This is a genomic window from Thioalkalivibrio sp. ALE30, from assembly GCF_000377465.1.
GTDB lineage: Bacteria > Pseudomonadota > Gammaproteobacteria > Ectothiorhodospirales > Ectothiorhodospiraceae > Thioalkalivibrio.
The window spans coordinates 228638-245738 of record NZ_KB898170.1; the positions used below are offsets into that span (position 1 = coordinate 228638).

The following is a 17101-nucleotide window of genomic DNA, read 5'->3' on the forward strand; positions in this document are numbered from 1 at the left end:
ATGACCAGTGTTCCCCTGGCCGCGATCGGCTACCTGACAGCGGCACTGGCGTTCCTGGTGCTGGCGGTGGTGACGCTGGTGCGCTGGCGCAACCGGCCCTCGGGCCTGTGGGTGGTCCTGGCCGCGTTGCTGTCGGTGGGCTGGGCGGGCTACCTCGGTTTTCTCGCCTGGCAGTACGGGACCAGCGCGGCGATCTCCGGCGGCGTGATGGAGGTGGCGCGCAATGCCGGCTGGTTCGCACTCCTGCTGGCGTTGCTCGCGGGCAGTGGAAGCCGCCCGGGGGTCGATCCGCGCGCCCTGCGCTGGTGGGCCAGTGGTGTTGCGGCCTTTCTGCTGTTCATCCTGGTGCCGATGCTGTGGCCGCAGTTGCTGGGCGCGATCTGGCCGGGGCTGGCCACATTGCTGATGGCGATCGCCGGGCTGGTGCTGGTGGAGCAGGTCTACCGCAACACGCCGCCGCAGAATCGCTGGGAGATCAAGTTCCTGTGCCTGGGCCTGGGCGGCCTGTTCGCCTTCGACCTGTTCCTGTTCGCGGACCTGGTGCTGTTCCAGACCATCGACAGCCCGTCCTGGCAGGCCCGCGGGTTCGTGAATGCGCTGGTGGTCCCGCTACTGGCAATTTCGGTGAGCCGGCGCCTGCCGCAGCGCGAGGGGCCCACGGTTTCGCGCCACCTGCTGTTTCACACCGCGTCGCTGATCGGGGCCGGGCTGTACCTGCTGGCGGTCGGCGGCGCGGGCTACTACCTGCGCCACCACGGGGGCGACCTGGGTGCCCTGCTGCAGGTGACCCTCCTGTTCGGGGCGGTGCTGCTGCTGGCGGTGGTGCTCTTCTCCGGCAGCGTCCGCGCCCAGCTGCGGGTATGGCTGGCCAAGCACTTCTTCAACTACCGCTACGACTACCGCCAGGAATGGCTGCGCTTTACCGGAACCCTCGCGCAGACCGATGACGAGACCCCGTTCCGGCAGCGGGCGATCCAGGCCATCGGCGAGCTGGTCGAGAGCCCCGGTGGCCTGCTCTGGGTCCATCGCGACGACGGCCGCTTTGCCCTCGACGGCGTGCTGAACCTGGGCGAGCCGGAGTACCCGGCGCTGGAACCGGACGATCCCCTGGTGGTATTCCTGATGCGCTCCGGCTGGGTGATCGACATCGACGAGTTTCGCCGCGATCCGGCGTTCTATCACGGGCTGGAGCTGCCGGCCTGGCTGGTGGACAACCCGCGCCACTGGGCCGTGGTGCCGCTGCTGAAAAGCGATGGCCTGGAGGGGTTTGTCGTGCTGGCCCAGCCGCGGGCGCGGCATCGCATCGACTGGGAGGAGCGCGATCTGCTGAAGACCGCGGGTCGCCAGCTCGCGGTGTACGTGGCGCTGGTCCAGACCGACGAGGCCCTGCTGGAGGCACGCCAGTTCGAGACCTTCCATCGACTGGCGGCGTTCCTGGTCCACGACCTCAAGAACGTCTCCGCCCAGTTGTCCCTGATCAGCGCCAACGCCGAGCGCCACCGCGACAATCCCGAGTTCGTGGCGGATGCCTTCCGCACCGTGGGCCATGCCCGCGAGCGCCTGGAGCGCACCCTGGCCCAGCTGCGCAAGGCCCAGCCGGGGGCCGACAGCCCGCGTCAGGCGATCGAGGTGGACGCCCTGCTGGAGGAGGTCGCGCACGACAGCCGCGAGGTTCGGCCGGTGCCCCGGGTCACGGTCGAGGCCAGCGCCGGAGTCCTCGGAAACCGCGACGCACTGCGGAATGTGCTGCTGCACCTGGTGCGGAATGCACAGGAGGCCACGCCGGATAACGGCGATATAACCATGACCCTGAAAACCCGGGATCAATGGGCCATCATCGAAATCGAGGACAACGGGGCGGGCATGGACGAGGACTTCGTCCGGCGGCGGCTCTTCCGCCCCTTCCAGACCACCAAGGGAAACGCCGGCATGGGCATTGGCCTGTACGAGGCCCGGGACCTGGTGGTCCGGATGGGTGGGCGGATCGATGTATCCAGCCGCGTTGGCGAGGGGACCGCCTTCACGCTGCGTCTGCCACGGTACGGCACATGAGGCGTCTTCGTGCCGTTCACCATCACGTCCTCGCGGGGCCGGGTGCAAAGTAATGGAGTCGATGCTCAAGCTGCTGATTGTCGAGGATGACGCCGGCCTGCAAAGCCAGTTGCGCTGGTGCCTGGACGGCTACGAGATCCTGCAGGCCCAGGATCGCGCGAGCGCGATGGCGCACATGCGCCGGCACGAGCCCGAACTGGTCACCCTGGACCTCGGCCTGCCCCCCGACCCGGCCAACGCCACCGAGGGCCTCGCGCTGCTGGAGGAGATCCTGGCGTTCAACCCCGGGGTCAAGGTGATCGTGGTCACCGGCAATGACGATCGCGAGAACGCGCTGAAGGCCGTCGCCCTGGGGGCCTACGATTTCTACATCAAGCCCGTGGATGCCGAGCTCCTGCGCCTGATCGTGGACCGTGCCGCCCGGCTGTACGAACTCGAGGAGGAGAACCGCCGGCTGGCCCGCGGCAGCACCTCTTCGCTGTCCGGGATCATCACCTCGGATCCGCAAATGCTGCAGGTCTGCCGCATGGTGGAGCGCGTGGCGCCCTCCGACGCGACCGTCCTGCTGCTGGGCGACAGCGGGACCGGCAAAGAGGTCCTGGCGCGCGCCGTCCACGACCTCAGCAACCGTGCGAAGGAGCGCTTCGTCGCGATCAACTGCGCCGCGATCCCGGAGAACCTCCTGGAGAGCGAACTGTTCGGCTACGAGAAAGGTGCCTTCACCGGCGCCACGCGCCAGACCATTGGCAAGATCGAGCATGCCGACAAGGGCACGCTGTTCCTCGACGAGATCGGCGACCTGCCGCAGAGCCTGCAGGCCAAGCTGCTGCGCTTCCTGCAGGAGCGCACGGTCGAGCGCTTGGGCGGGCGCAACGAGATCCCGGTGGACGTCCGCATCATCGGCGCCACCAATCAGGACCTCCAGGCCCTGATCCGGGCGGGCGACTTCCGCGAAGACCTGTTCTATCGCATCAGCGAGATCAGTATCGACATCCCGCCGGTGCGCGAACGCCAGGGGGATGCGACCCTGCTGGCCCACGCCCTGCTGGAGCGCTTCGCGCGCGAGCAGGGCAAGCCGCGCCGCGGCTTTACCGCCGACGCGCTGCGCGCGATCGAGGGCCACCCCTGGCCCGGCAATGTGCGCGAGATGGAAAACCTGATCCGGCGCGCCGTGATCATGGCCGACGGCAACCTGGTGACCGCGGAGGACCTCGGGCTCGAGGACCACGACCAGGAAGCGCCGCCGGAGCGTCTGCGCGAGGCCCGCGACCGGGCCGAATACCAGTCCGTGATCAAGGCGATGGGCCGCTGCAACGGCAACATCGCCCAGGCGGCCGATACCCTCGGCATTACCCGTCCAACGCTCTACGGCCTGCTCGACAAGTACGGGCTCAGATGAGGCACACCATGGTGACTACCCGATACACGAAACAAGCATCCGGCCCGGCCCGGCCCCGTCACAATGGGATACTGCCGGGACGCCTGAAGCCGCTGGCACTGGCGGTGGTCCTGGCCACCGGCGTGGGCCTGGCGGGCTGTGACCAGATCGGGACGGCCAGCGAACAGGACTACCTCGACCGTGCCCAGGCCCTGCAGGAACAGGGGGACTACCGGGGCGCCCGCATCGAGTATCGCAACGCCCTGCAACTGAACACCGATGCCCCGGCCACGCGCCGCAGTCTCGGCGTGGTGTATCTGCAGCTGGACAACCCGGAGGAGGCCCGCCGCCAGCTGGAACGGGCGCAGTCGCTCGGTATCCCGGAGGCGCAGGTGGCGCTGCCGCTGGCCGAGGCGTGGTTCGCGACCGACCGCTTCGCGCGGATCCGGGCGCAGTCGGTGCCGGAGGATCTCGCCGCCGAGGAGCGGCCACGGCTGCACGCGCTGCGGGCGGTCGCCTTTGCCGCCGTGGGCGAGCGCGACGCCGCGGAGGCCGAGCTGGCACAGGTCGATGCGGCCGAACAGGCGCCGCTGCAGGCCCTGGCGCATGCCCATCTGGCGATGGCCGAGGGTGATGCCGAGCGGGCGATGGCGTCCCTCGAACAGGCGCTCGATCAGGACCCCGAGCTGGCGCATGCCTGGAGCCTGCTGGGCGAGTACCGCCGTATCACCGGCGATTCCGAGGGCGCGGAAGAGGCCTTCACCCGGGCCATCGAGGTGCGCCCGGCTTCCGGACGTGACTACATGGCGCGCGCGATGGTGCGCCTGAATGCCGGCGATTATGAAGGGGCGCGGGCGGACGTCGACGGCCTGATGCAGGGTGGCTCGTCGCATCCCGGCGTGCATTACCTGGACGGGATGCTCCTGATGCAGGAGGAACGCTACAGCGACGCGCGCGCGAGTTTCGAACGGGCCGTGGCCGGCAATCGCACCTACAGCCCCGCATTACTGGGGCTTGGCCTGGCGCATCGCAGCCTGGGCAATCTGGAGCAGGCCGAGCACAACCTGAACCGCCATGTGCAGGAGAGCCCGGGATCGCTGCAGGGCATCCGTACCCTGACGGCGATCTATCTGGAACAGGATCGGGTGGAGGATGCGCTGCGGTTCGTGGACCGGGTCAGCCGCGACTACACCGGCGATCCCGCCGACATGGCGGAGCTGCGCGGGCGCCTGCTGCTGGTGGCCGGCGACTCCGAAGCCGGGATCGAAGCCTTGCGCGATGCCGTGGCCGCGAGCCCCGGCTCTCAGGGCCTGCAGGAACTCCTGGCGGTGGCGCTGCTCCGGGGTGGCGAGACCGAGGAAGGCCTGGACGTGATGCGTGCCGCCGGTGGCGGCGAGGTTACGGCGCAACAGGTCGATACCACCATGGTGCTCTACCTGCTGCAGGCGGGTCGCTATGACGAGGCGCTGGAACGCGCCCAGCGCCTGCAGGAGCTGGAGCCGGAGGCCGCCGGACCGCTGAGTCTCCAGGGCGCCGCGCTGATGGGACTGGACCGGACCGACGAGGCGCGCGCCGCGTTCCGCGAAGGGGTCGAACGTGACCCGGACGATATCTCCGTGGCGATGAACCTTGCCAGCCTGGAATTGCAGGCCGGCAACCGTGGCGCGGCACGGGAGGTCCTGGAAGCGATTCAGGATCGCCACCCCGGGCATGCCCGCTCCGCGCAGCGCCTGGCCAATCTGAGTCTCCAGGACGGGGACCAGCAGGGCGCCGCCCGCTGGTTTCGGGTGGCGATCGAGTCACAGCCCGAGATGCTGCCACCGCATCTCGCGCTGGCCCAGATCCAGCTCCAGGGCGGCCGCCCCGAGCAGGCACTGGAGACGCTCGAGGCCGCGAGTGAACATCATCCGGACAATCCCGACCTGCTGTATGCGCTGGCCGATGTCCAGCAGACGCTCAATCGGCCCGATGCCGCGGTCGCCAGTCTCGAGGCGGCCGTCGAGCAGGCGCCGGACAATGTGAACCTTCGGCTTGCCCTGGCCCGCGCGCATGCGCAGGCCGGTGACGAGGCCGCCACCGAGGCCACGCTGCGCGAGCTGCTGGAACGCCAGCCGGAACATTACCGGGCCCGCGTGCTGCTGGCTCGAGGGCTGGTCAACCAGGAGCGCACGGAGGACGCCCGGCCGCATCTGCAGCGGCTGGAAGAACGCTTCGAGGATCGCAGCGAGGTCCAGGCCCTGCTGGGACGTGCGGCCCTGCAGCGGGATGATCCCGCGGCCGCCGTGCGGCACTACCGGGCCGCGCTGGCGGACCCGGGTGGCCAGCGCCGGGACTGGGTCCATGAACTGGCCCGCGCGCAACGGGAATCCGGCGAGTTCGAGGCCGGCCAGGCCACGCTGGAAGGCTGGCTCGACGAGCACCCGCAGGACCTGGCGACCCGGCACATCTATGCGGCGCAGCAGATGGGGGCCGGCGACGAGCCGGGCGCGGTGGCCTCGTACCGCCGCATCGTCGAGCAGGATGCGGACGACGTGATTGCCCTCAACAACCTGGCCTGGACCCTGCGTGAACGCGAGACCGAAGAGGCGCTCGGACACGCGCGCCGGGCCGCCGAACTGGCCCCGGAGGCGCCTCCGGTGCTGGATACGCTGGCCGTGGTGCTGATCCACGCGGGCGAGCCGGCCGAGGCCGCGGATATCCTGGGTCGCGCGCACGAGCTGGCTCCGGAGGATCCGGGCATCCAGTACCACCTGGCCTGGGCGGAAAGCGAACAGGGCGCACGCGACGCCGCCGCCGACCGCCTGCGGCAACTGCTGGAGGCGCACGAGGCATTCCCGCAGCGGGCAGACGCCGAGGCCTTGCTCGACCGCCTGTAAGCCCGAAGACGTCCGACGTTCGAAGGGGCTGCCACAGGCAGCCCCTTTTTTCATGCCTGCCCGCACGCCTGCACGGCCGGGATGACGGTGTGTGGGGGTATGAGGCCGGGAATCTGGATGCCCTGTTCCGCCCCCTGTGGGAGCCTGCTCGCAGGCGAATGCCCCTGCCCGCGTCCGGCTCTGGCAGGAGCTTCGCCTGCAAGCAGGCTCCCACAAGGATGTTTCCACCGCGCACCCCTCTGTCGTCATCCCGGAGACCGCGCAGCGGTTATCCGGGATCTGCCGGGATCTGCCGGGATCTGCCGGGATCTGCCGGGGGCTGGCGCGGCGTCGGTGGCGGGGGTGGGAGATCCCGGCTCTTCGCTTCGCTACGGCCGGGATGGCGGAGTGTGGGGGAGTGCAGCGGTGGGGAATCCGGATGTCCTGATGTGACCCCTTGACCCCTGTGGGAGCCTGCTCGCAGGCGAATGCCCCTGCCCGTGCCCGACTCTGGCAGGGGCTTCGCCTGCAAGCAGGCTCCTACAAGGATGTTTCCACCGCGCACCTCCCTGTTCGTCATCCCGGAAACCGCGTAGCGGGTATCCGGGATCTTCAGGGCTGGCGTGGCGTTGGTGGCAGCGTCGGGAGATCCCGGCTCTTCTCTTTGCTGCGGCTGGGATGACGAGGTGTGGGGGAGCGCTGGACCTGGGGTGACGCGGGTGTGTGGGGGGCGTGGTGTCCGGGGCGGATTGAAGGGCGTGGGGGAAGGCTCTGACTGGGGTGTAGATGATGGTGGTGCGTGATGGTTGGTATGCCCAGGGCTGGGCGTGGGGTTGCCGTATGGGCCGGGGCCGGGCAGAAAAAAGGGCTCCGCGGAGGGAGCCCTTAACTCGGTGACCCCACAGGGGGGAGTGGGTCACCAAGGCTGTTGGTGGTGCGTGTTATGCGGCCTGGCGGTGGGTGCTGTTGGAGCGGCGGCGCATGCCACCGACGCCGATGAAGCCCGCCAGGATCAGCAGGGACAGACCCATCAGCGCCAGGGTACCCGGCTCCGGCACCGCGAAGCGCAGGCTGCCGTCATGGGTGGACTGGGTTTCGCTGAACAGGCTTTGCCCATCGCGCTCGTCGCCGTAGACATTGTTGGCATCAGCACCGAAGAAGGTCTCCGGCGGCGGTTCCTGGATGGTGCCCGCGCTGGCAAAGGCCGAGACGATGAACGTCGGGGCGCCTTCTTCGTCTTCGATCAGGTCTGCGAAGTCGATGCCGTCAGCGGTGAACCAGAAGCCCGGCAGCACGCTGGCCACCTGGAATTCGAAGGTGAAGGTCCCTTCGATGAAAGCCCCGCCCTGGCTCTCGAATTCCAGGATGCTGTTACCCGATTTCAGGGTCATCTCCATGACCTGTTCGCCAGCGCTGAAGTGGGCCTGCGCCGCTTCATAGTCTTGGCCGAAACCGGGGTTCGGGTCGGCCATGAACAGACTAAAGCAGCACCCGACCCCGGTATAATTGGCGTTGACGACATAGTTTCCGCCCACGGTACCGGTGCCGGTAATCACGCCGCGGAGCTCGTCCCAGAGCAGCCCCATAGAGTATGTACCGCCAAGGAAGTCGGGGCCGGACTGGGGTGCGGCACCGCCAGCGGAGGTCCGGAAGGACCCGGCATCGCCGTAGCCACGGTCATAGAACACATCGCCAACCTGAACCGGGTCCAACGGATCCTGAACGTATTGGAAGGTCTGGGTGTTCAGGTCGAACTGGATACGGCGGACGTTTTCGACCGAACCGCTGTAGTTCGTGGTGGCGTCGAGGTTGATGTCGAAGTCAATGACTTCCGCTGCCGTCGCCGTACTCGCACTGGCGGCGATCATGCCGACACAGAGCGAAGCGAGAAGTACTTTTTTCGCGTTCATGGGGCTCTCCTGATGCTCAATTTACAGCGATTCAACCATCGCCGGGGTCTGGCCTGGTGGCCGTGTCTGTTGCTTTCGGTTGAATACAAAGCAGGCTCCGTGCCAATTTCCCGGCTCGGGGTGGAGGCCTCTCAAGACATTGAAAATAAAGGAGGAAAGTGGGGGTCATGTGCTGGGCCATGGGCCGCGTGATCGCAGGAGGGTCTTGTGGCCGGGGAACTGTAAAGGGTGTCGACGAGCGGGCCGGCTGGATGAGGCCGTCAGGACGCCCGAAACCGCAGAAACCGGTAAAGAATCTGCAAAAACAAAGGGTTGTGCGGATTACTTGGCTTGTAAAGCATCTCGACAGGCCGGTCGCCAGAGGCGCGGCCGGGGCGCGGTCAGGCCGTGCGGGCCCGCGCGAGCCGGTGCCCGACGACCAGCAGGGCCGGTAGTACCAGCAGGTCGAACAGCAGCGCCGCGATCAGCCCGAAGGCGGTCAACCAGCCAAAGGCGGCCGTGGGCTGGAAGTCGGACAGGGCCAGCAGCAGGAACTGGCCCACCAGCACGATGGTGGTGGCGGTGATCGCGCGCCCGCTGCGGCGGAAGCTGCGGGCGAGCGCCCAGGCAACCGGGCTGCCCCGCCCGCGCCGCTGACGATAGTTGTGCAGGATGTGGATGGTGTCGTCCACGGCGATGCCGATGGCGACACTGGCAATCATGGCCGTGGCCATGTCCAGCCAGATGCCGAGCAGGCCCATCAGGGCGAAGATCATCGCCACCGGAGCCAGGTTGGGGATCATGCTGAGGACGGTCAGCGGGATCGAGCGCCACATCAGCAGCATCAGCAGCGTGATCATCGCGGCCACGGCATACAGGCTGTGTAGCTGCCCCTCGATCAGTAACCGCTCCTGGTCCGCGAACAGTCGGGCCATCCCGGCCATGTCCCATTCCAGGTCGGCCGGCGGGTTGGCTTCCAGGTGGTCGCGCAGATCGTCCATCAGTGCGTTGATGGCCCGCGCCCCGTGGGCGTTCAGGTTGAGCAGGATGCGGCTGCGTTCGAAGTCGCGGTCGACGGCATCGAACAGGTCGCGGCCGTCGTAGATGAACAGGTACTGGGCGACCAGGTTGGGGTCGTCCGGGATGCGCCGGAAGGCCGGGTCTTCCTCGTTGAAGGCCCAGTGCATCTCGGCGACGAGATCCGGCAGGGACAGGCTGTAGTCCACCTCGGGGCGCTGGTCCAGCCAGTCCTGCACGCGCTGGATGGCCAGCATCCGTTCCGGGTCCTGCAGGCTGTCCCAGTCCGGCCCGTCGAACACCACCTCCAGCGCCATTACCCCGGAGAGTTCGTGCTCCACCGCGCGGGTCGCCTGGGTGATCGAGTGGTCGTCGTCGAAGAAGGCGTAGAGATCGGTCTCGACCTCGACATGCCGGATCTGCGGGATCGCCAGCGCCACCAGGATGGCGGTGGCCAGCAGGACCCAGCCGGCGCGGCGGATCGCCAGGTGTGCCGCCAGCGCGGTGAAGCGGTCGAGCAGGCGCAGGCCGCGCTGCGGGGCGAGCCAGTCGCCGCGATCCCAGCGCACCATGATCGCCGGCAGGAGCAGCAGCACGACCGCCGCGGCGAGCAGCACGCCGAAGGCCCCGATCAGACCGAAGGTCTCGATCGGCCGGATGCTGCTGACCTGCAGCGACGCCAGCCCCGCCGCGGTGGTCAGCGCCATGAACGCGGTGGGACGGGCCACGGCGGCCAGCGCCGCCTCCACGCGGGCGCGTCCCCGGTGGCCGCGCTGCGCGGCATGCAGCAGGGCGTTGAAGAAGTGCATCAGCATCGCCACCGTCAATGCGGTCAGCAGGGGCGGCAGGATGGCGGAGATCAGTGTGAACGGCCGGTCGAGCAGGATCAGCAGGGCGATCGCGGGCCCGGTGACCGCGCTGATTGTGGCAGCGGACAGCACGACCACCAGCGGGCGCCGGAACAGCCACCACAGCAGCAGGAGGCTGATGGTCATGGTGCCCGGAACCAGGAAGGCGAGGTCCTTGACCATGGCCCGGAGCTGCGCGACATCCAGGGCGATATGGCCGGCGATGGCGGTCAGCTCGCCTTCCAGGTCGTGCTCGGCGATCCGGTCGCGGAGCAGGCGTTCCAGCTGCAGGCGCTGCAGGCTGTTTTCCAGCGCGTGCGGGCGCACGACCACCGCCAGGACCTCGCCGTCGGGGCCGGCTACCAGGCCGGGGGCGAAGCGGTCACGCAAGACCCGCTCGCGCCATTCATCGGCCGTGCGCTCGTCCAGCGCGCGGCCGTCCACCAGGCGGTCCACGGTGAAGCCGTCGGTCGTGGCCCGGATGTGGTCCAGGGTGGTGACCGACAGGACCCGTTCGACGCTCGGATCGGCCTCCATGTCGCGCACCAGCGCGTCGATGCGTTGCAGGAAATCGGCCTCGAACAGCTCGCTGCCGGTAAACAGGCCGACCAGTACCTGATCTTGAGGGAAGCGTTCGCGCAGTTCGCGATCGAAGGTGACGGCGGCGGCGTCCTCGGGGAAATAGGACTCGGGGGCGTTATCCAGGTTGACCTGCAGGAGAACCGGGCCGGGCAGGAAGAGCAGCAGGGCCAGGATGCCCAGTGCCAGTCGCGGGCGCCCCAGCAGCCAGCGCATCAGAACTGCCCCCGCCAGCCGGTGACGAGTATGCGGTTATCGCGGTAGAAGCCCCCGGCCGTGCCCTCGGCCCCGTCCAGCCAGTGCAGGCCGATATAGAATTCCATGGGTTCGCGGGCGATCCATGCCAGTTCCGGGTTCAGATAGACGTCGCGCCGGTTGAGCCCGATCGAATAGCGCAGGCGGGCCCGCCAGTTGTAGTCGGCAAACGGGCTCTCCAGTTCTCCGGTCAGGAAGTAGCTTTCGCGCGCATCCAGCATGTCGCCGGCGTTCAGCAGGTGCTGGCCCGCCAGCTGGGTGGTCATGCGGAAGTCCCCGTCTCCGGGGAAGCCTTCGGCGCCGACCACCCAGTCGACCCCCTCCACCGTGGTCTGGCGCAGGTCATCCGCGCGAGTCACCGGTACGTCGCTCAGCCAGGCGGCCTCGGCGCGCCAGGTCCAGGCGCCAGTGGCAAAGGCGGTGTCGCCGCCCACTACCCAGGTCCGCGGGTGGACGGCCTCCAGCGTCGGGTCCCCGGGTGGCTGGCCGGCCAGGATGGCCTGGCGGGTCTCGGTATCGAAGCGGTAGTAGGGCTGCGAATGCCGGGCCCGCTGGACGGTGACGGCGAAATCGGCGCCGCGGCCGGAGCGCCCCAGGCGCACGCCGGCGCCGCCGTTGCCGGAGACATCGTCGTCCAGCGCGGCCTGCTGGATCACCGGCGCCAGCGCCGGGTCCTGTGGAAGCCCCAGCAGGCGTCCGCGGTTGCGGTCCACCGGGTGCCAGAGGTTGTCACGGTCGGGTAGCTCCGCCGGCCGGAACAGGGGCAGGAAGACCAGGTCCGCATGCCACGGCCCCTGGAAGAATTCCGCGCGGATCGCCGGGTTCGCGCGGCGCCGTTCGCCGTACGGGTCCAGGCCGAAGCGGGTCAGGTCCTTGGTGCTGAGCCGGTCGGTGGGCGGGATCTCGTCCACCCGTCCCCACAGGATGCGCTGGGTGCCCACGGTGACGCGCGTACGATCGCCCCGGTAGCGCAGGAAATTTTCGTCATAGTCGGCGCGTGCGCGGGTGGTGCTCGGGTAGTCGCCGCCCTGCTGGGCCTGGATGTCCGCGCGCGCGCCCAGGCGCAGCTCCCAGGCCTCGTTCAGGTCGCGGCGGGCACTGACCACGCCGCGACCGTGCTGCACATGGTCCACGGGACGCCCGGATGTGCCCAGCACGCCCAGTTCGATGCGGGCGTCCTTTACCCGCAGGTCCCAGGCGGCGGCGCCGGTCTGGGTGTCCGCGTCCGCATCCTCGGCCGACTCCTCGCCGAATACGAACGCGCGCTGTGCTTCGTCTTCGGCATCGTTGTTAGTGTCGCGTGACGGCGCCGAGGTGTCAGGCGCGGCGTCGTCTGCGGGAGCAGGGGACGCGTCGGCGACGGCGACGGGCGCAGCGGCGGGCCCAGCCGTGGGCATGTCCGGGACCCGCAGCACCGCGCCGGCGCGCAGGGAATGCACGTCGCCGTCGAACGCGTGCGGATTGTGTTCGAACAGGCGCTGGACCATCTCCCGGGTGGGGATGCGCGGGTCCGGGCGCAGGCGCTCGGCCACGCTCCACAGGGTGTCGCTGGCGCGCACCGTGTAGTGGTTGCCGGCGCTCGGGATGGGCGAGGGTTCGGTGCGCGCAAGCTCGTCCGGCGCGGGCGGCTGGAGCGTCGCCCCGGCCTTCAGGCCCTCGGGCCCGCCGTCAAAGGCATCCGGGTTGCGGGCATACAGCGCCTGCGCCATGGCCTGGATGCGGACGGACGGGTCGGGGCGCAGATCGCGGGCGATGCTCCAGAGGGTGTCGCCCGGCTGCACGGTATAGGGGGCCGGCGCCGCGGCGGCCAGCGGCATTGGCCCCAGCACCAGCAACCCGGCGAGCACCGTGGCGCGCCATCCCCCGGGCCGGGGCGTGGGCGCTTCATGGGCGATAGGGGCGCGCAAGGCTCGGGTCCGACAGGCCGCGGAGGGTGAATAGCTCGTCCGGGAGGCCGCTGTTGTAGGTCACGTCCTCGACCTCGAGGATGGTGGTGCGACCGCTGGCAAGATCGGTCATGGAGCTGCGGGTTACCGTCCAGTAGCCCTGGATCTCCTCGATCCGCTGTACCTCCAGGCGCTTCGCGGGCTCGTCGCCCCCTTCGTACAGGTCGATACGCAGCGGCAGGAGGGTCTCCTCGTGGATCCAGCTGACCCGCTTGCTGTAGACGGAGTTGCCGCTGTCCACGGGCACGCTCTCGAGCACGGTGACCGGGGTGCCCTCGTAGGTGTCCTCGCCCAGGATGCGATGGTGGTCCTTGTGCGGTTCGCGGTCTTCCAGGTCCTCGAAGTAGAGCTCGGACTGCACGAAGCTGCCGCCCCGGTTCTCGCTGCTGATGCGGCGCTCGCGCTGGATCGCGGGCAGGTAGAGCCACTGGTCGACATCGCCGCCCGGGTGGTTGTGGACCAGTATGGCCGTGTCGGCAATGTTGCGCGGCGACGTAAAGCGAATGAGGTTGCGGCTGGCACCGGGCTCCTCGCCATCCAGCCGATATTCGTAGCTTTCGCGCACACGCTCGCGGCGGCCGCCCCCGGTGAGTGTCATGATCCCCCGGGTGACGGCATCGTCCCCGTCCGGGCGCTCGTGGACGGCGCGTGCCAGCTCGCGCGCCGCGGATTCCTCCGCCAGCGCCGCGGCGGGCAGGGTGGCGACCGCGAGCAGGAGGCCCGCGCCGAGGAACATGGCGGTGCGGTTCATCATGGCGTCATTGTACCTCCGGGTTCGCGGCCCGCTGGTGCGCGCGCTGAGCGCGCAGTCGCCGGCGGGCGATCCGGATCAGCAGGCGGTGGAGCGGGTTGCGATTGCCCCCGGGGCGCCAGGTGCGGGCGAGGCGCTGGCGGTAGGCGTCGAAGTGCACGCCCCGCGGGGCCCAGGTCAGCGTACCGCGCCCCAGCAGCAGTTTGAGCACCTCGGTGCCCATGACCCCGGCGCACAGGTCGCAGGCCATCGGGGTGGAGGGGCCGCGGCGCGCCGCCAGGTCGACGGCTGTCGGGTCGGCCAGGTAGCCCATCTGCAGCATCGCGGGCGCCAGGCCGATCATGAATCGCAGGGCCAGTTCCTCGTCGTCCAGGTCGTCGTGCAGGTCGAAGTAGGCGTCGAAGCTCATCCCGTCGGGGCGGAAGTTCAGCAGGGCGGCCCCCATGCCGAGCGGGGCCACCGTGACGGCGGGAATGCCGCGTTCGGCGCAGGCCCGGAAGACCTGGCGCCGGATGTCGAAGGCGAAGAAGTCGAGGCCGTCCACGTAGACATCCACGCCGTCGAGGAAGGCCGCCAGGTTGTCCGCGTGGACGCCCTGCGCAAAGGCGTCGATCTCGAGTTCCGGGTTGATGTCCCGGGCCATCTCCTCCAGCACCTCGACCTTGGGGCGGTCCAGCCGCGACAGGGCCGCGCCGACCTGGCGGTTCATGTTGTGCAGCTCGAAGATGTCGGGGTCGGCGATGCGGAAATGGCCGATCCCGAGGCGCACCAGGGTCAGCAGGTGGGCGCCGCCGACCCCGCCAAGACCGGCGATCGCGATGCGGGCGCCGCGCAGCCGTTGCAGTTCGGCCGGCGTCACCCAGCCAACCGTTCGGGCGAAGGCCGTCTGGTAGTCGAACCCGGAACTCAATGCGCCAACCCGTTGAGTCCCGGTTGCGAGCGTGCCGGTAGCGGCAGGCGTGTCCGGCCGCTCGGGTGGACGACAGGGCGCCCGGGCGCGCCCGGGAAGCGGAGCATCTTCGCGGATGTCACCGCCGGGGAAACACGCGGGGCGCGCAGCAAGGTCGACTCCACGTGCCGGCACAGCTCGCTCAGGGCGCTCGATCGCTGGATGCTTTCGTGTGCCTCGCCGGAGTCGATGTAGAACGCCGCGCGTTTGCCATGATAGTGCACGACCTCGCCGATCTGGGTGAACTCCAGCCCGGTATGCCGCAGGATGCGGGCGAGGGCCGGCTCCATCATCGCGAAGGCATGCTGCTTGCGGTAGTGCACGCAGAGCAGGGTTGCGGCCACGAACAGGCTGACCGCGAGGATCGGGAACACGCGGATCTGGTCGGGCGAGAGTTTCAGGGCCTCGATGTCCCCGATGGGGGTGGCGGCCTCGCCGTTGCGGCGGCGGAACATGCTGTGCACGGCGAGCCGGGACACCTCGCAGACGTTGTCGCGCTCCAGCCGGTCCGGGCGCCAGGGGGTGTCGAAAAAGCTGTCGTGGCAATGGCGCTCCATGGGCAGCTGTCCGATCGGGTCCCGGGTGTCGACATGCACTACGCGCACACAGCCGGCGGCCATCCCGCTGGGCTTGTGTTCCAGCAGGCAGTGCCAGGCCTGGGCGTCGTACGCGTCGACCTCCTTGTGGCCCGGGCAATCCTCCTCCCGCTCGAAGCCGAACTCCTTGCAGTACACCTGGTAGCGAAGATGCTGGATGTCCTCCAGGTGTTCCCCGCTGCGCTGGGAGAGATCGAAGTACCGCTTGAAACCGCTGACGATCGAGTCGCTTTCCACGACTAGTTTCCTCCTGCTGCAAGCCCCGCCACGTCCGGTGGCGGCCCCCACGCGGCGGGCACCTCCGTCGGATGCGGCGCCCCGCCCGTGGCGGGCTCTTCCCACGCAGTGTAGTGGGGAATCTCCGCCGCTGCCGGGAGTTGCAGGCGCTCTCGCCAGGCGCGCAGGGCCGTGCCCGCGGCCTCGGTGTGCGCGAGGCACGGGATGCGGGTACCACGATGACGGTGGGGGGCGCCGCACACCTCGATGGGCAGGCCGTGGCGTCGCAGCAGTCGCACGAGTGCCGGGCGCACCAGGAAGAACATCCGGCGGTAGCCGTGGCGCCGCGCGTACTCCTGCGAGGCCTGGCACAGGTGATAGAGCACCTCGGGCGAAGCCCCGCGCACGATCAGGCGCGACACCTCCAGTGCGGGTTCCCGGGACTGGGCTGCCACCTCGGGAAACAGCCGGCAGTTCGCCGTGGTCGGCAGGGGTTGGTTCCCCGGCAGGATCAGGCGCATGGCGCCCACCCAGCGAGCGTCCGGCGGGCGGCCTTCGTGGCTGATCAGGAAATGCTCGGCATGCTCGTCGTAGGCATCGCGCTCGATGCCTTCCGGGTGCTGTTCGGCGGGTTCGAAACCGGTTTCGCGGCAGTACACCTCGTAGCGCAGGCGGAAATGGATCCGTCGGGCGGCCTCCGAGCGTGCGAGATAGGCGCGGAACCGTCCGGCCCTATTCACGCGCAGAGCCGCATCCGGAACCGGATGCGGCGGGCGGTCGAGGGGGTGTATCCGTACTTCGGTTGGGTGTCGAGTCCGTATTCGGATAATGCATGTTTCTGCTCCCATGGTCCGAGATTGAATGCCGCACCGTTCAGTGCGCGGCATTCGCGAACTGCAGACCGACCCCGCGCGGACTGGAAAACACCACCACGCCGTCGCGTACGCTGCCCTCCGCCACCATGACCCGGATGGGCGTTCCCGGGGGCAGTCGCGGCTGGTAGCGCAGCGGCATGACGCGTGCGCCGTAGCGCGAGATGTCCACCAGCCGGCAGCGCGCCGGTCGTCCCTGCACCCACATCTCGGTGAGTCGGTTGACGATCTCGCGCGGCCAGCGCCGCCGTTCCTCAGGCATCGGGGCGGTTGCCCCGTCGTCCTGTCCCTCGCCGAACTGCCATGCCATGGCCGCGCCCCAGTGCCGTTCCTCCGACGAGCTGGCGTAGATCTGTGCCTGCGCCGGATGCGTGATCGGGGGTGACCCCAGTCGGTCGATCAAGGCCGCCACGAAGCTGGCGGAGACCTGTTCATACTCGCCGACGGTCTCCAGATCCTGATACAGCTGGCCGTGGACCTCGTCCAGGATGCGCAGGCGTTCCTCCCAGGGTTGATCCGCGATCGCCGGGAACCAGAAGTCCGCGAGCTCCAGTGCCAACTTTTCGTGACTCATCAGCGATCCTTGAGGGTCGGTGCAGGGGCCGCTGCAGGCTTACGACTCTACCCAGTGACCCGGTAGCAAACCCTGTACCAGTTCACAGAACCGCCCGGGATTCATTCGCCTCCGTGCGATCGCCCGCGCCGTGATCTGCGCGTCAGTTCGCCGTGTGTAAACAATCCCGACATCTGTGGACAGGTGTGCGCAAACCCACTTGAATGAACCTGGGATTTCCCCAAACCCGGCGGGACCGGCACGACGGTGCCAGAGCCGGGTGGTCCCGGCGCAACGCAGGCGCGTCCGGGGGACAGGTATTCGCTGCAGATCGGCCCGCGGGCG

At 69.0% G+C, this 17101-nt stretch carries 11 protein-coding genes; 3 read left to right on the top strand and 8 right to left on the bottom strand.

Translation table 11 applies throughout. From position 1 onward, the window contains the following. The 3 genes from prsK to prsT all read left to right on the top strand — a co-directional run bounded on the left by prsK (position 1) and on the right by prsT (position 6306). Entirely contained in the window at positions 1–2052 is a 2052-nt protein-coding gene (gene prsK, locus D107_RS0106055) for an XrtA/PEP-CTERM system histidine kinase PrsK (protein WP_018880993.1), read from the top strand. Between the two features lie 61 nt (positions 2053–2113). Then, on the top strand, positions 2114–3451 hold the full coding sequence (gene prsR, locus D107_RS0106060; RefSeq protein WP_018876712.1) for a PEP-CTERM-box response regulator transcription factor: 1338 nt from the start codon (positions 2114–2116) through the stop codon (positions 3449–3451). An 8-nt stretch (positions 3452–3459) separates the two neighbouring features. Continuing rightward, on the top strand, positions 3460–6306 hold the full coding sequence (gene prsT / locus D107_RS0106065) for an XrtA/PEP-CTERM system TPR-repeat protein PrsT (RefSeq protein WP_231373770.1): 2847 nt from the start codon (positions 3460–3462) through the stop codon (positions 6304–6306). Between the two features lie 920 nt (positions 6307–7226). On the opposite strand, the gene D107_RS0106070 is transcribed toward prsT, so the two are convergent. From D107_RS0106070 to D107_RS0106105, 8 genes are all read right to left on the bottom strand, one after another. Beyond that, positions 7227–8195, bottom strand: a complete 969-nt coding sequence (locus D107_RS0106070) for a PEP-CTERM sorting domain-containing protein (protein ID WP_026280656.1) — start codon at positions 8193–8195, stop codon at positions 7227–7229. A gap of 380 nt (positions 8196–8575) precedes the next feature. Next, positions 8576–10834 (bottom strand): RND family transporter, encoded by a 2259-nt coding sequence (locus D107_RS0106075; protein ID WP_018880995.1) that lies wholly within the window; start codon positions 10832–10834, stop codon positions 8576–8578. Further along, positions 10834–12720, bottom strand: a complete 1887-nt coding sequence (locus tag D107_RS0106080) for a LysM peptidoglycan-binding domain-containing protein (protein WP_026280752.1) — start codon at positions 12718–12720, stop codon at positions 10834–10836. The genes D107_RS0106075 and D107_RS0106080 overlap by 1 nt, the downstream gene beginning before the upstream one ends. 37 nt (positions 12721–12757) lie before the next feature. Beyond that, positions 12758–13573 (bottom strand): outer membrane lipoprotein-sorting protein, encoded by an 816-nt coding sequence (locus D107_RS0106085; RefSeq protein ID WP_018880997.1) that lies wholly within the window; start codon positions 13571–13573, stop codon positions 12758–12760. A 4-nt stretch (positions 13574–13577) separates the two neighbouring features. Next, complete coding sequence (locus tag D107_RS0106090) at positions 13578–14480, bottom strand: ThiF family adenylyltransferase (protein WP_018880998.1); 903 nt, start codon at positions 14478–14480, stop codon at positions 13578–13580. Then, positions 14477–15352: a PEP-CTERM/exosortase system-associated acyltransferase gene (locus D107_RS0106095; RefSeq protein WP_018880999.1), complete on the bottom strand. Its 876-nt coding sequence runs from the start codon at positions 15350–15352 to the stop codon at positions 14477–14479. Before D107_RS0106095 ends, D107_RS0106090 begins: the two co-directional genes overlap by 4 nt. A 2-nt stretch (positions 15353–15354) precedes the next feature. Beyond that, on the bottom strand, positions 15355–16071 hold the full coding sequence (locus tag D107_RS0106100) for an acyl-homoserine-lactone synthase (protein ID WP_018880168.1): 717 nt from the start codon (positions 16069–16071) through the stop codon (positions 15355–15357). A gap of 133 nt (positions 16072–16204) precedes the next feature. Then, the gene (locus D107_RS0106105; protein WP_018881000.1) at positions 16205–16777 is read right to left on the bottom strand and encodes a PilZ domain-containing protein; all 573 of its coding nucleotides are present in this window, start codon (positions 16775–16777) and stop codon (positions 16205–16207) included. Positions 16778–17101 lie beyond the last annotated feature (324 nt).